This window comes from Pseudomonas sp. E102, assembly GCF_052660185.1.
In genome coordinates, this window is sequence record NZ_CP084025.1 from 5,083,406 (window position 1) to 5,098,103 (window position 14,698).

General features: G+C 62.7%; 13 protein-coding genes. 3 read left to right on the forward strand and 10 right to left on the reverse strand.

Translation table 11 applies throughout. From position 1 onward, the window contains the following. Positions 1 to 77 precede the first annotated feature (77 nt). The 10 genes from tssH to tssA all read right to left on the reverse strand — a co-directional run bounded on the left by tssH (position 78) and on the right by tssA (position 10,941). On the reverse strand, positions 78 to 2,768 hold the full coding sequence (tssH, locus tag DOCECA_RS22890) for a type VI secretion system ATPase TssH (RefSeq protein WP_445571130.1): 2,691 nt from the start codon (positions 2,766 to 2,768) through the stop codon (positions 78 to 80). Further along, a complete protein-coding gene (gene tssG, locus DOCECA_RS22895; protein ID WP_445571131.1) occupies positions 2,761 to 3,813 on the reverse strand; it encodes a type VI secretion system baseplate subunit TssG in 1,053 nt (350 codons plus the stop codon). Before tssG ends, tssH begins: the two co-directional genes overlap by 8 nt. Beyond that, the gene (gene tssF, locus DOCECA_RS22900) at positions 3,777 to 5,636 is read right to left on the reverse strand and encodes a type VI secretion system baseplate subunit TssF (protein ID WP_445571132.1); all 1,860 of its coding nucleotides are present in this window, start codon (positions 5,634 to 5,636) and stop codon (positions 3,777 to 3,779) included. The genes tssG and tssF overlap by 37 nt, the downstream gene beginning before the upstream one ends. Next, a complete protein-coding gene (gene tssE, locus DOCECA_RS22905; protein WP_420767132.1) occupies positions 5,633 to 6,145 on the reverse strand; it encodes a type VI secretion system baseplate subunit TssE in 513 nt (170 codons plus the stop codon). The genes tssF and tssE overlap by 4 nt, the downstream gene beginning before the upstream one ends. Continuing rightward, positions 6,139 to 6,564: a hypothetical protein gene (locus DOCECA_RS22910; protein ID WP_445571133.1), complete on the reverse strand. Its 426-nt coding sequence runs from the start codon at positions 6,562 to 6,564 to the stop codon at positions 6,139 to 6,141. Before DOCECA_RS22910 ends, tssE begins: the two co-directional genes overlap by 7 nt. Then, positions 6,561 to 7,013, reverse strand: coding sequence for a T6SS effector amidase Tae4 family protein (locus tag DOCECA_RS22915; protein ID WP_420767134.1), 453 nt, complete (start codon positions 7,011 to 7,013; stop codon positions 6,561 to 6,563). The genes DOCECA_RS22910 and DOCECA_RS22915 overlap by 4 nt, the downstream gene beginning before the upstream one ends. A gap of 81 nt (positions 7,014 to 7,094) precedes the next feature. Further along, positions 7,095 to 7,583, reverse strand: a complete 489-nt coding sequence (locus DOCECA_RS22920; RefSeq protein WP_420767135.1) for an Hcp family type VI secretion system effector — start codon at positions 7,581 to 7,583, stop codon at positions 7,095 to 7,097. Positions 7,584 to 7,808: 225 nt separating this feature from the next. After that, positions 7,809 to 9,305, reverse strand: coding sequence for a type VI secretion system contractile sheath large subunit (gene tssC / locus DOCECA_RS22925; RefSeq protein WP_030138240.1), 1,497 nt, complete (start codon positions 9,303 to 9,305; stop codon positions 7,809 to 7,811). Between the two features lie 12 nt (positions 9,306 to 9,317). Then, positions 9,318 to 9,833: a type VI secretion system contractile sheath small subunit gene (gene tssB, locus DOCECA_RS22930; RefSeq protein ID WP_186633609.1), complete on the reverse strand. Its 516-nt coding sequence runs from the start codon at positions 9,831 to 9,833 to the stop codon at positions 9,318 to 9,320. An 82-nt stretch (positions 9,834 to 9,915) separates the two neighbouring features. After that, the gene (gene tssA, locus DOCECA_RS22935) at positions 9,916 to 10,941 is read right to left on the reverse strand and encodes a type VI secretion system protein TssA (RefSeq protein ID WP_420767136.1); all 1,026 of its coding nucleotides are present in this window, start codon (positions 10,939 to 10,941) and stop codon (positions 9,916 to 9,918) included. A 404-nt stretch (positions 10,942 to 11,345) separates the two neighbouring features. Here tssA and tagH point away from each other — a divergent pair, with 404 nt between their 5' ends. From tagH to tssK, 3 genes are all read left to right on the forward strand, one after another. Continuing rightward, a complete protein-coding gene (gene tagH, locus DOCECA_RS22940) occupies positions 11,346 to 12,773 on the forward strand; it encodes a type VI secretion system-associated FHA domain protein TagH (protein WP_445571134.1) in 1,428 nt (475 codons plus the stop codon). Positions 12,774 to 12,840: 67 nt separating this feature from the next. Then, the gene (tssJ, locus tag DOCECA_RS22945; RefSeq protein WP_445571135.1) at positions 12,841 to 13,347 is read left to right on the forward strand and encodes a type VI secretion system lipoprotein TssJ; all 507 of its coding nucleotides are present in this window, start codon (positions 12,841 to 12,843) and stop codon (positions 13,345 to 13,347) included. Positions 13,348 to 13,362: 15 nt separating this feature from the next. Continuing rightward, positions 13,363 to 14,697, forward strand: coding sequence for a type VI secretion system baseplate subunit TssK (gene tssK, locus DOCECA_RS22950; RefSeq protein ID WP_420767139.1), 1,335 nt, complete (start codon positions 13,363 to 13,365; stop codon positions 14,695 to 14,697). The last annotated feature ends 1 nt before the right edge of the window (position 14,698 follow it).

Below are 14,698 nucleotides of genomic sequence, written 5' to 3' on the forward strand. Positions count from 1 at the left end.
AGTCAACAAGGATGTCACTGACAGATTGCATTCGCGAGCAGGCTCGCTCCCACAGGGTCGTGCGGTGTTACCTGAAGTCAGGCCGCATCGCTGAAATCGTACTTCAGTTCATTGTCCACCGCGCTGATCCGCACGCCGGCCATGGCCTTGCCTTCGAGCATGCGGGTGAGGAATTCGCGGCTCATGTCCGGCAGCAGGCTGTTGGTCAGGATGGTGTCGATCATGCGCCCGCCGCTTTCGGTTTCGGTGCAACGCGAGACGATCAGGTCGATCACCGCGTCGTCGTAGTCGAAGGCCACTTTATGGGTGCTCTCCACGCGCTTCTTGATGCGGTTGAGTTGCAGGCGGGTGATGGCCTTGAGCATCTCATCGCTGAGCGGGTAATACGGGATCGTCACCAGGCGACCCAGCAGCGCCGGCGGGAAAATCTCCAGCAGCGGTTGGCGCAGGGCCTTGGCGATCTCTTCCGGCTCGGGCACGTTCTGCGGGTCCTTGCAGACCTGGGCGATCAGCTCGGTGCCGGCGTTGGTGGTCAGCAGGATCAGGGTGTTCTTGAAGTCGATCACCCGGCCTTCGCCGTCTTCCATCACGCCCTTGTCGAATACCTGGAAAAAGATCTCATGTACGTCCGGGTGGGCTTTTTCAACCTCGTCCAGCAGCACCACGCTGTACGGTTTGCGCCGCACGGCTTCGGTCAGCACGCCGCCTTCGCCGTAGCCGATGTAGCCCGGTGGCGCGCCCTTGAGGGTGGACACGGTGTGGGCTTCCTGGAACTCGCTCATGTTGATGGTGATGACGTTCTGCTCGCCGCCGTACATGGCTTCGGCCAGGGCCAGGGCGGTTTCGGTCTTGCCCACGCCGGAGGTGCCAGCGAGCATGAACACACCAATCGGCTTGCTCGGGTTGTCGAGGCCGGCGCGGGAGGTCTGGATGCGCTTGGCGATCATCTGCAAGACATGGTCCTGGCCGATGATGCGTTTTTTCAGGTGCTGGTCGAGTTTGAGCACGGTTTCCAGTTCGTTGCGGGCCATGCGGCCCACCGGGATACCGGTCCAATCGGCAACCACCGAGGCCACGGCCTGGTAATCCACGGTCGGCAGGATCAGTGGGTTTTCACCTTGCAGGGCGGTCAGGCGCTGTTGCAGGTCCACCAGTTTCTCGCGCAGGGCGTGGCTTTCGTTGTCAGAAGCTTCGCTGCGGTCTTCGCTGTCCACCGCGCCGACGCGCTCGCGCAGGGTGGCGCGGGTTTCCAGCAATTGGTCCACCAGGGTTTTCTCTTCGGCCCAGCGGCTTTCCAGCTCCGCCAGACGCTCACGCTCGGCGCCCAGCAGGCTTTCGCTCTGGGTCTGGCGGCTGCCGATGGCCACGCCGATGGCGTGCTCGCGGGCAATGATTTGCAGCTCGGTTTCCAGCGCTTCGATACGGCGGCGGCTGTCGTCCACTTCGGCGGGCACGGCGTGCAGGCTGATGGCGACGCGGGCGCAGGCGGTGTCCAGCAGGCTCACGGATTTATCCGGCAACTGGCGCGCGGGAATGTAGCGGTGGGACAACTTGACCGAGGCTTCCAGGGCTTCGTCGAGGATCTGCACCTGGTGGTGTTTTTCCATGGTCGAGGCCACGCCCCGCATCATCAGCAGGGCTTTGTCTTCAGACGGTTCGGCGACTTGCACCACTTGGAAGCGGCGGGTCAGGGCGGGGTCTTTTTCGATGTGCTTCTTGTACTCGGCCCAGGTCGTGGCGGCCACGGTGCGCAAGGTGCCGCGGGCCAGGGCCGGCTTGAGCAGGTTGGCCGCGTCGCCCGTGCCGGCGGCGCCACCGGCACCCACCAGGGTGTGGGCTTCGTCGATGAACAGGATGATCGGCTTGGGCGAGGCCTGGACGTCTTCGATGACCTGGCGCAAGCGTTGTTCGAATTCGCCTTTCATGCTCGCGCCGGCCTGCAACAGGCCCACGTCGAGGCTGCGCAGCTCCACGTCCTTGAGGGACGGCGGCACGTCGCCGGCGACGATGCGCAAGGCAAAGCCTTCGACCACGGCGGTCTTGCCCACGCCGGCTTCACCGGTGAGGATCGGGTTGTTCTGCCGACGGCGCATGAGGATGTCCACCAGTTGGCGGATCTCTTCGTCACGGCCGACGATGGGGTCGAGCTTGCCGCTGCGGGCCTGCTCGGTGAGGTCGACGGTAAAGCGCTTGAGCGCTTCCTGCTTGCCCATGGCGCTAGGGGCCATCGCGCCGCTGGCCTCGCCCGGCACCGCGCCGGCGTTGAAACCGTCGCTGGCGGCCAGGGCGTTTTCCGGCGAGTCGCCAACGTATTCATCGAAGCGTTCGCTCAAGGCTTCAACCTTGACTTTGTCGAACTCCGACGACAGGCCCAGCAGCGCGTGGCGCAGGCTCGGCGTCTTGAGGATGCCCAGCACCAAATAACCGGTGCGCACCTGGCTTTCGCCGAACATCAGGCTGCCGTAGACCCAGCCACGTTCCACGGCTTCTTCAACGTGAGAGGACAGGTCGGTGATCGATGTCGAACCGCGTGGCAAACGATCCAGTGCCTCGGTCAGGTCACGGGCCAGGCGCGCCGGCTCGATGTTGAACTGGCGGATGATGCGGTGCAGGTCCGAGTCCTGCAGTTGCAGCAATTGATGAAACCAGTGGGCCAGCTCCACATAAGGGTTACCGCGCAGTTTGCAGAACACGGTGGCGGCTTCGATGGCTTTGTAGGCCACGCTGTTGAGTTTGCCGAACAACGCGGCGCGACTGATTTCACCCATGCTCATGGTTCCTTGAGGTCTGTGAGGTGTTGGCCTGTTCGGCGTAATGCCGGGCCAGTATTAGATCGTTGGCATCTTTTTCAGGTCGTCCCAGCCAGGTGTTGAAGCCCAGGCGGAAACGGCCATTGAGTTGTAGTGGGGGCACTTCGGGCTGTTCCAGCACCAGGTTCAGGTCCCAGTCCAGCTCGTGTCCCAGGTATTCGGCGACCCAGGCCACCAGCTCGTTGAACGGTTGGCTGCCGGGCAGCATGCCCATGTAGTCATCGAGCTTGAGCGGGCCCAGGCGAATGCGGAATTTGTGCTGGCGGTCCCACACGAAACGGCCCAGGCAGAAGTCCACGCCCAACTGATGGGCGCTGACACCGACGCGGCTGCGCTCCGGCAATTCCAGCCACTGGCCGACGTATTCTTCGATTTCCACCGGCAGGCCGAAATACTCGCTGAGGATCGCCTTCAGGCCGTCCGGATAACGGGTTTGCGCCGAGAGGTGGCCACTGTAGTGCAGCTTCGCCGTGTCGGGGATCAACCCTTGGTTGAGCAGGCTCGGCATGCCCCGGCCGCTGAGTGCCGCCAGGCGCGCCGACCAGTAGTCATCGTCCGGGCGATCGTGGCTGACGGTCGGCCGCGCTTCGGCCCAGGCCCGGTAGAACAGGCTGAGCAGGCGATGGTGGAACACGTCGAGGAAGCGCTTGCTGGTGCTGTCGCCATTGTTGCGCTGGCGTTCGCGCACGTATTCGGTGATGTGCAGCGGCATCGGGCCGTTTGGGCCGCCGAGGCCGAAGAAGAACTGTTCCAGGCGCGCCGGCGCGCCGTCCACGCCCGGTTGCACCGAGGCCAGGGTCGCCGGGGCGAAGGTACAGTCGGCCTGTTGCCCGAGGCGCAACGGGTCATCGGCCAGGCGCAGGGAATGGCCCAGGCGCGGCAGTTCGGGGGTTTCACATTCGATGCGCCGCAACGCCTGGAAAAAGTCGTATTCCCAGGGTTCCTGGTGCATCGCCTCCAGGGTACTCAAAGGGTCGGACGACGTCCGGGCTTGGCTTTCCATCGCATGATCTCGCCGCGTTCGGTGGTACGGATCACCGTCTCGGTAAAACTGTTGATCGACACGTAGCGTGCCAGGAAGCGCTCCAGTACCGCGCCGAGCAGGAACACCCCGGTGCCGCGAAACGCGTTTTCATCGAATTCCAGGGTGATCTCCAGGCCACGCCCAAAGACGATCGGGCCGGGCATCGGCAGGCGTCGGGTGCACGCCTTGCTGCTGACCTCCCGTAAGCCTTCGATCTGCAATTGCAGCGCGGCGTCGTTGCTGTCGCCGTACAGTCGCAGCAGCTCACGCAGGGCGGCGGCGCCTTGGCCCTGTTCGCTCAACGACAAGTAGTTCAGCGACAACTGGCTGATCAATCGCCAGGCCTTGGCGTCATGGGCATGGCTGGCCCGTGGGCGACTGGGACCTGCCACGCAACGCACCGCGCCCACCGGCGCACTGTCGGCCAGGGTGAAATCGGTCTTGCCGTTGCCCACGCTCATGAACAGCGGCAGATCGCGGTTGGTGCACAGCGCGGTCACCCCCAGCTGGCGCAAGTCGTGGCGATAGGGCGCTTGCTGGCTGTCCACCAGGCTGACAAAGGTCTCGCTGCCGACGTAGGTCGAGCGCGGGCCGTTGCGGCGCTGGTCGCTGGACAGCACGCGGGGCTCACGGCGTACCGTGTAATAGGCTTTGTCGCGGCCATAGCGGGACGGATCGCGCACGGCATAGAACGGCAGGAACGGTTGCTCCGGTCCGGTGCCGTGGCCGGTCAGCCCCGTCAGCGAATGCACTTCGAAATCCATCGGCCGGGTGCGGTCGGCGATCACGTGATGTTCGTTGACGCGGTCCGACAAGTGAATGCGGTCCAGGCGCTTGGGAAACAGGTTGATCGCCGGGGTGCAGAACGGCAGGAACTGCGAAGCGCCAACGCTGCCTTCCAGGCTCGGATCGTGACGGTCGAACAGCACGATCAATTCCAGCTCCTGGCCTTCGCAACGCTTGACCGCACGGCTGAGCTGGGTGAAGTCGACGAACAGGAAACGATGGGGCAGGGCGAAGTATTCCTGCAACAGGCGATAGCCCTGGAACGCCCGCGACACCACCGGCAATGCGGCCTCGGCGTCATCGAAGCCTTGGGAACGCAATGCATCCTGGGGCAACCGTTCGACCCAATTGCCGCCGGGCTGGCGCGCGAACACCGCGCAGGCGTTGCCCAGCAGCTGTTCGTAAAGGCGGAAGGGCTGTTCGTCGGCGCCGCTGAGGTACAGCGGCAGGTTGTCCAGGGGCAGGCTGTTGAACGGCAGCTCGGCGCCGGTGCGCAGGGTCAGGCGCAGGCCGGCCTTGGCTTTCGGTTCGCTGGCGGCCAGGCGCCCGAGCACGGCGGACGGGTTGCCGAAATATTCGGCCTGGCTGACCTGCAACGGCCACAACGTCACCGGGTGAGCGGTGCGGTACTCGCAGCAAGTCTGGGATTCGCGACCCAGGGCGGCGCGCAGTACGGTATCGCGGGGCAGCGGGAAACCGCTGCTCAGCGAGCCTTCGTCCGGGTCGGCCTGCATTTGCACCACGGTCATCGACGGCGTCGGCGCCAGGTAGTGCGGGTAGGCGATTTCCAGCAGGTTGTGGGTGAAGGTCGGGTACTCGGCGTCGAGCTTGAGTTGTACCCGCGCCGTCAGATAGGCGAAGCCTTCCAGCAGGCGCTCGACATACGGGTCGGCGCAGTCCATCCCGGCCAAGGTCAGCCGGCTGGCGATCTTGGGGTATTCCTTGGCGAACTCCGCGGCGCTTTCGCGCACGTGGTGCAATTCCTGGTTGTACAGCTCCAGCAGGCGCGGGTTCATGGCCGTCTCCGCTGGTCGGCGTTGACGACGCGCACGTGGCCGGTTTCCAGGTCCAGGTCGGTTTGCAGCATCAGGCGCAGCGGCACCGGCTGCGCCCAGAGGTCGCCTTCGATCTCGAAGCTCAGGGCGTTGTGGTTCATCTCGGCCGTCGCCCGGGCTCGCACGCGCAAGGTGTGACGCAGGATGCGCGGTTCGAACGTGGCGATGGCCTGATGGATCAAGGTTTCCAGGGCGGCGACGTCGACGTTCGACGCGCTGTTGCCCGCCAGCGCCGGCAGGCCGAAATTCACCACCGACGTGCCCGCCGGCGTGTGCAGCGTGGCATCGCCGTCGAGCAGCGAGGTGGTGTTGAGCAGCCACGCCAGGTCACGCAGCACCGAGGCTTTCAATTGCGTCAGGGAAAGCACGCGCTTGTCGGCGCTTTCCTTGGGGTTGGTCGGATCGTCGTCGGTCAGCCGGTCCAGCAGGGACGGTTGCAAGCGATCGCGGGTGGCGATTTCGGTTACCACGTGAATGGCGCTACGTACATTTTCTGGTCCGCTCCCGGGCCGCAGAATGCATAGATGCTTACCGGAGCTGCTTCAAAGCCCTGCGGCATCTGACGGATAGCCTGCATCTTGGTGATGCAATCGCGACTGGGCGCGGGCATGTGCTCGCTACGCCAAACCGCAAATATCGGTACTTCGTTGAACTTCTCCACGCGCAGCTGCTGCTTGTCCAACATAAAGCTGCAGGGCCATTCCATATCCAATTGCATGCGGCTCTGGTCGGGTTTGAGCAGTGCGCACTGGCCTTGATCGTCAATCAGGCTAAGTGCTTGCCCAGCGAAAACAGCTCGGGTTGCCGTCGTCTCGGTATGTTCGGCACATGCGCTCAGGCAAACCAGATTCATCGCCAGGCAAGCAGCGAGCAGGTGCTTTTTCATCATGTCAGCTCCCAGAACCAGACAGCCTTGGACCTGTAGAAAAGATCACCGGTTTGAGTCACGCCCCGGTTCCATAGATCGATGTGATCGCCGGTGCGGTTTTCCTCGGTCTGGCCCTGTTGCCGATAACAGTCTTTGAAGAATATCAACCCGGTCTTGCTCATCAACTTCTGCCGGTCGGCGGCGCTATTGCTGAGGATGGTAGGACGCCCCAGATGGTGCTTCCACAACCAGTTCGCCAACGATTCGGCGCCCCTGGCGTGTTCATGGGCACACTTGGGTTCGGTGTAGGTGAATTTATTGACTTTGATAGTCTTCTCGGCATTGAGCGTCACGCTCATGCGTATGGCGCACTGGTTGGCCCACGGACCGTCGCAAGGCTTTGCATCGGGATGGGTTATCCGCAAATCGGAATACGCTTTCCACAAATTGATAAACGCAGGCTTGGCCATGACTCAGACACCGGGCAGGAAAGGATGGGATGCGAGCAAGCACCAAACACCCCCGGCGCGTGGCGCCAGGGGCGTGTTCGATTACACCTTGACGTTCTGACGGATGTTCCAGCCGAACTTGACCGGGCCGCCTTCCTTGGTGCCGTCGGCTTTCTGCGGCTGATAGTCCACCAGCACCTTGGCGAAGTTCAGGGTGACGTTTTCGGTCAGGCGATCATCGCCGCCCGAGCCGCCGGTGCTCAGGGAAGTGATCAGCACTTCTTCCAGGTTGATGATCATGTACTCGACCTGGTTTTCGCCGCCGGCCTTGCGCACGGTCAGCTTGACCTTGTCGACGTGCTTGCCGCTGGCGCAGTGCATCATCAGGTTCGGTGAAGCCTTGTCGACGTACTTGGTCAGAGACAGGTCCTGGATGCTCACCTTGCCCGCGCCACCGCCACTGCCCACGTGCATGTTGCCGGTCTGGGACATGCCCCAGCTCCAGTTCAGGACGTCGATCTCGTCCTTGTGGACCTTGTCCATGGACTCGCCCTTGATGTCGCCGATCTTGATGAAAATATCAACAGCCATGTTTTCTCCCTGTGTGGTCTCTACCACGTTGTTTGGTTGACGCTGACCTTGCGAAATCTGTTTTGCCGAGCGGAACTAAGGCGATCTCCAAACTGCTGAAGATCCCTTGTGGGAGCGAGCCTGCTCGCGATGGCGGCGGGTCAGGCAACGCAGGTGGCGACTGATCCTCTGCCATCGCGAGCAGGCTCGCTCCCACATGTTCTATTGCGTACGTTCAGTGGGTTTTTAAGCGCCCTTGGCCGAAGGCAGTTTCGATACCAGGCGCAGCGACACGGTCAGCCCTTCGAGCTGGTAGTGCGGACGCAGGTAGAACTTGGAGTTGTAGTACCCCGGGTTGCCTTCGACTTCTTCGACGATCACTTCGGCGGCAGCAAGCGGGTGCTGGGCCTTGGTGGTCTCGGTGGAGTGCGCCGGATCACCGTCGACGTAGTTCAGGATCCAGTCCTGCAACCAGCGCTGCATTTCGTCCTTCTCTTTGAAGGAGCCGATCTTGTCGCGCACGATGCACTTGAGGTAGTGGGCGAAACGGCAGGTGGCGAACAGGTACGGCAGGCGCGCGGCCAAGTTGGCGTTGGCGGTGGCGTCCGGGTCGTCGTATTCGGCCGGTTTCTGCAGGGACTGGGCGCCGATGAACGCGGCGAAGTCGGTGTTTTTCTTGTGCAGCAGCGGCATGAAACCGTTCTTCGCCAGCTCCGCTTCGCGGCGGTCCGAGATGGCGATTTCGGTCGGGCACTTCATGTCCACGCCACCGTCGTCGGTCGGGAACGTGTGGGCCGGCAGGTTTTCCACTTCACCGCCCGACTCCACGCCACGGATGCGCGAGCACCAGCCGAAGTGTTTGAAGGAACGGTTGATGTTCACCGCCATCGCGTAGGCCGCGTTGGCCCAGGTGTACTTGGAGCTGTCGGCGCCGTCGGTGTTTTCTTCGAAGGCGAAGGCTTCCACCGGGTCGGTCTTGGCGCCGTACGGCAGGCGCGCCAGGAAGCGCGGCATGGTCAGGCCGATGTAGCGCGAGTCTTCCGACTCACGCAGCGAACGCCAGCCGGCGTATTCCGGCGTGGTAAAGATCTTGGTCAGGTCGCGCGGGTTCGACAGTTCCTGCCAGGAGCCCATGCCCATCACGGTTGGCGAGGCAGCGGCAATGAACGGCGCGTGCATCGCGGCGCAGACTTTCGACAATTCGCCCAGCAGTTCCACGTCCGGTGGCGACTGGTCGAAGTAGTAGTCGCCCACCAGGCAGCCGTAAGGCTCGCCGCCGAACTGGCCGTATTCTTCTTCGTACATCTTCTTGAAGATCGGGCTCTGGTCCCACGCGGTGCCCTTGAATTTCTTCAGGGTCTTGTGCAGGTCAGGCTTGGAGATGTTGAGCACGCGGATCTTGAGCTGCTCATCGGTCTCGGTGTTGTTGACCAGGTAGTGCAGGCCACGCCAGGCGCTTTCCAATTGCTGGAAATCCGGGTGGTGGATGACCTGGTTGACCTGGGCGGTGAGCTTGGCGTCGATGGCGGCGATGATCGACTCGATCGACTTGATGGCGTCGTTGGACACCAGGTCGGTCTGCGCCAGGGCCTGTTCGGCCAGGGTGCGCACGGCGGTCTCGACGGCTTCGCGGGCACGTTCGGTCTTGGGTTTGAATTCTTGCAGCAGCAGCGAGGCGAACTCGCTGGTTTCTTCGGTGGCGCCCAGGTTCTGGGGCTGATTGTCGCGTACCAAATCGTTCATGATCGTTAGTCCTTAAGCTTTGGGCTCTGCGTCGGCGGGCTTCGGCGCGCTCGCCAGGGCCTGCAACAGCGCTGGGTCCTTGATCGCCTTCATGATGATTTCCTCGGCGCCGGTCTTGCCGTCCATGTAGGTCAGCAGGTTGGCCAATTGGGTACGCGCTTCGAGCAGCTTGTTCAGCGAGTCGATCTTGCGCGCCACGGCTGCCGGGCTGAAGTCGTCCATGCTTTCGAAGGTCAGGTCCAGGCTCAGGTTGCCTTCGCCGGTCAATTCGTTAGGCACATGGAACGCCACGCGCGGCTGCATGGCCTTGAGGCGCGAGTCGAAATTGTCGACGTCGATCTCGAGGAACTTGCGATCGGCCACCGGTGCCAGAGGCTCGGCGGGCTTGCCGGCGAGGTCGGCCATTACCCCCATGACGAAGGGCAACTGGACCTTTTTCTCGGCGCCGTAGAGCTCGACGTCGTACTCGATCTGCACTCGAGGCGCGCGGTTGCGCGCGATGAATTTCTGAGAACTTTGCTTCGCCACGTTGCTGCTCCTGGTCGCTTGAGCGACGGTGTTGGCGTCATCGGGAGGTACCTATGACGTGACTGCGTGATCCGCTCGCTTTTTATTCGCTTTCCGGGCCGCGCAGGTTTTCAAATTGACTCATGCCGTCGGGAATCAGATTGCGCACGATCGCCGCGAAGTCGGCGTGCACCAGATTCTTCGCCCGATTCAACAGCACCGGCAGCGGGCTGGAGGGCTCATGGCGGGTGTAGTACGCCAGGATCCGGTCCAGGCTGCGCAGCACGTCGTCACGGTTGTTGATTTCCCCCGGGACGGTACTGCGGGGCGCGCCTGGTGAGCTGGTGTATTCGACGGGTGCGGTGTCGTCGGTTTCGACAGGATCGGCAAGGTCGCTGTCGCCGCTCTGCGGGGCGAACTGACCGAGAATCTGCAACGCCATTTTTAACGGCTGCTTCAAAGGGCCGAGGTCCACGCCTTGGGCGGAACCGACCTGGTCGCTGACCTGCTGTTCGATGGCTTCGGCGGCGCTGCGGGCTTCCAGCAGGGCGGCACGGATGACTTCCAGCTGCTCGGGGTCGCTGTCGAGCAGGGCGCCGGCGAGCTGTTCGGCGCCGAGACTTTCATCGGGGAAACTTTGCAAGCCGCTGGCATTGGCGGCGGCGCGCAGGCTGACGGCGCCGAACGTTCGCGAGCGGGCCAGGATGCTCTCGCGCAACAGGCGAATGGTGACGTCCGACGTCAGGCCGGCGAGGGCATTGATGCGCACGGTGGGGTCGTTGTCGTCATCGGCGTCCAGGCGCGGGTGCAGGTCGGCCCAGTATTGCTTGAGCAACTCGCTGATCAGCGTCAATGCGCGGGCGAGGCCGGGAATACCTTCCAGGGCCAGGGAGCTCTGCAACAGGAAATGAGTGATGCGCAGGTCTTTGCTGCGCTGCAACAGGTCCAGGCTCTGCTGCTGGATGCTGCGCCATTCAGGGGGTTCGGCGGGCAGGATCGAATCGCCCATGCTGCGTTCGGGCTGGCCTCGGGAATCACGTTCCAGGCGCAAGAAATCCGCGTCATATTCCAGGTCTTCACCGCAAGGCGAATTCGCGGAAACGGCGGCGAGCAACAAAGGCACATCCACTTGGATCGATCTCCCTATCACCCGCTGAAGAAGTCGGGCAGTGCACACGCAAGTTTCGGATGAAACTTCACATGTTCCTTGAGGATAATGGCGCTATAAGAGCGAGATGATCTTAAAGTGCCATCATGTATATTCAACAAGTTGTGCATTTTTGGTGTAGTACTTATCCGTTGTCAAGGTAAGCTATTTCGCCGATGTGACAGTTGTGAGGCGCTTAACAACCCGCGCGACTCGTAGGTCGAAGCAGGCACTGGAACAGGTTTTTTTGTCACGCAGGCCGGTTAAGATCAGCGATCATGCTGGCAAAAAGCCGTTCCGGTCGCAGGCAAGGATCCCATGTCGCATCGACGGGGCCCCGTTCTTATGTATCGCCAGCGACAAGAAGTATTCAGCAAGGAGGCGAGATGCCGCTGTGTTTGACTATCACTAGTTATCACAAGATTACCCCCGGACAATGTTCTGAAAAGACTTTGGGTCAGGGCGTGATGGCAATTGGCCGTAGTTCCGATAATGATTGGGTTCTGCCAGATCCGGAACGCCTGGTCTCGGGCAAGCATTGCGTTATCCAATACAAGGACGGGCGTTATTACTTGACCGATAACAGCACTAACGGTGTGGAGTTGGTCAAGGCCGGTATTCGCCTGCGCAAAGGCAATAGCGAGCCGTTGCAGGACGGCGAGATCATCCGCATTGGCGATTATGAGATCCAGGCGCGGGTCGACTTCGACCTGCCGATGACCGATAGCAATCCGTTCGCCGAAGCCCCCAGCAGTTTCGAAGCCTTGATGGGCCGTCAGAACGCATCCGTGAAAACGCCTTCGTCGATGCCCGTCGCCATGCCGGCCCACTTCCAGGGCGTATCGTCCATGGACACGCTGCCCGACCTGTTCGACTTCCTCACCCCGCCCAGCGTCCCGCCGGCCACCCAGCCGGATCATGTGCCGGCCGAGCAGCACGATTTCCGTGCGCCTACGCCGATCCCCCGCCCGAACCCCCCGCCTGTGGCTGAGCCGGTGTTCGAGCCAGTGGCGGGAACGCCGGCCCCGGTCATTCCGGCAGACTGGGATCTGTTCAGCGACAAGCCAGCGCCCGTGGCACCGATTCCCGTTGCGCCGCTGCCCGAGCCGGTTCCCGTACCGGCAATCCCTGTGGTTGAGGTCGTTGCGCCGATTGAACCCGCGCCGCGACCAGAAGCGCCCGTCAGCCGCGTCGAACCGACGACCTCCCCGGTGCAAACCTCTCAACCCGACCTGCTCCAGGCTTTCCTGCGCGGCGCCGGGCTGGATCAGTTGCGCCTGGACAAGGCCAACGCCGAGGCGCAGATGGAGAGCATCGGGCGCAGTTATCGCTTGATGGTCGAAGGGCTGATCGATGTACTGCGCGCCCGCAGCAGCCTCAAGGGTGAATTCCGCATCCAGCAGACGATGATCCAGCCGGTGGAAAACAACCCGCTGAAGTTCGCCCCCAATGTCGATGAAGCCCTGCTGTTGCTGTTGCGCCATGGCAACCAGGCATTCATGGCCCCGGACGTGGCGGTGCGTGACAGTTTCGATGATCTGCGCGCCCACCAGTTGGCGGTCATGGCCGGCGTGGAAGCGGCGATCAAGCATTTGCTGGCGCGCTTCGAGCCGGCGCAACTGGAAGAACGCATGGCCAAGCCTGGTGGACTTTCAGGCATTTTCAGCGGCTCGCGACAGGCCCAGTACTGGCAGCAATTCACCGAGCTCTACAGCAACATTTCCCGGGAAGCCCAAGAGGATTTCCAGGACCTGTTCGGTCGTGAGTTCAGCCGCGCTTACGAAGAGCACAGCACACGACAGCGACGCCGTTGAGCGGCGCCGCCTTAACGATACTGATCAAGACAACAACGGATAGCTCAAACGTCATTGAGGACGCAGGATGATCCCCAGGTTTTTACTCGCAGTCGCCGTAGCGCTTCTGCTGACGGCGTGCGCCAAGGATGCGGCCCAACCCCAGCCCGAAGGAGCTGAGGCCGACACCGCCGCCATCGAGCTGCACTTCCATTCCATCGCCGGGCTCAACCCCGGTGCCTCCGGCCAGCCAGCGCCGGTGCGGGTGCGTATTTTTGAACTGAAGAATGCGGCCACTTTTGGCCGCGCCGATTATTTCGCCTTGGCCGAGCGGGCCCAGGCGACGCTCGGTGCGGACCTGATCGACCAGGACGAAGTGCTGATCCAGCCGGACCAGCAATTGAGCCTGAAACGTGAGCTCGACCCGGCCACTCGGCACATCGGAATACTGGTGGGCTATCGCGAGTTGGACCAGTCGCTATGGCGCACGGTGATGAATGTACCGGCGCGCGAATACACCGAATACCAGATCAGCCTCGACGTGCGCGCCGTGCGCAGCGCCGTCGTCGTTCCCCCATCCAGCCCTGCCCAATAAGGAATCGGAGCCCCCATGTCCTGGAACAATCGCGTGGTCTGGTCGGAAGGCATGTTCATTGGAACGCAGCACTTCCAGCAGCATGACCGTTACCTGGAAAACCTCATCGACGCCCGCAGCCGCCCCTTGTCGGCCGGTGCCTGGGGTTTTTCCGAATTGCTGATCGACCAGGGCCTGCTGGCCCAGGGCAAGCTGGCCATCCTCTCGGCGCGGGGCCTGCTGCCGGACGGCACGCCGTTCAACATTCCCCAGGATGATTTGGCGCCGACCCCACTGAACATCGACGACAACCTGCGCGATGGCGTGGTGTACCTGGCGTTGCCGCTCAAGCGCGCGGGTGCCCGCGACACCGTGGACGAAGGTGAAGACCTCGGTGCTGCGCGTTATGTCAGCCAGGTGTGTGAAGTGCGCGACGACAACGCGCCGTTCGAAAACCGCGCGCCGGTGGCCGTGGGTTCCCGGGCGTTGCGCTTGTTGACCGAACAGGACGGCATCGGCGACTACGCCGCGATTGGCGTGGTGCGCATCAAGGAAAAACGCGCCGACCGGGCCCTGGTCCTCGACGACAGCTACATTCCACCGCTGCTGGATGTGGCGGCTTCCAAGCCACTGGCGGCGTTTCGCAGCGAACTGCTGGGCCTGCTGCATCAACGCGGTGAAGCCTTGGCCGGGCGGGTGGTGGCCTCGGGGGCCGGTGGCGCCTCGGAGATCGCTGATTTCATGCTGCTGCAACTGGTCAACCGCGCCCAGCCGCTGATCCAGCACCTGAGCCAGTTGACGCCGCTGCACCCCGAGCGCTTCTACAGCGAACTCGTCAGCCTGGCGGGAGAATTCTCGACCTTTACCGCGTCAGCACGGCGGCCGCAGCCCTATCCGCAGTACCAGCACGACGACCTGGCGCTCAGCTACGCGCCGGTGATGCAGGCCTTGCGTGAGGCCCTGTCGATGTTGATCGACAGCAAGGCCACGCCGATCCCGATTGTTGAAAAAGCCTACGGCATTCACGTGGCGATGCTGGCCGACAAGACCCTGCTCGACAGCGCCAGTTTCATCCTGGTGGTACGCGCCGACGTGCCCGCCGAAACCCTGCGCGGCCGCTTCGGCCAGCAGAGCAAGGTCGGCTCGGTGGAGCACATCCGTGACCTGGTCAACCTGCAATTGCCGGGCATCGGCCTGCTGCCGTTGCCGGTAGCGCCACGCCAACTGCCGTACCACGCCGGTTCCACCTATTACGAGCTCGACCGAGGCAGCGATCACTGGCAGCAGTTGAGCAACTCCGGCGGCTTTGCGTTCCACATCGCCGGCCAGTTCCCGGGGCTGAACCTGGCGTTCTGGGCGATCCGAGGATAAA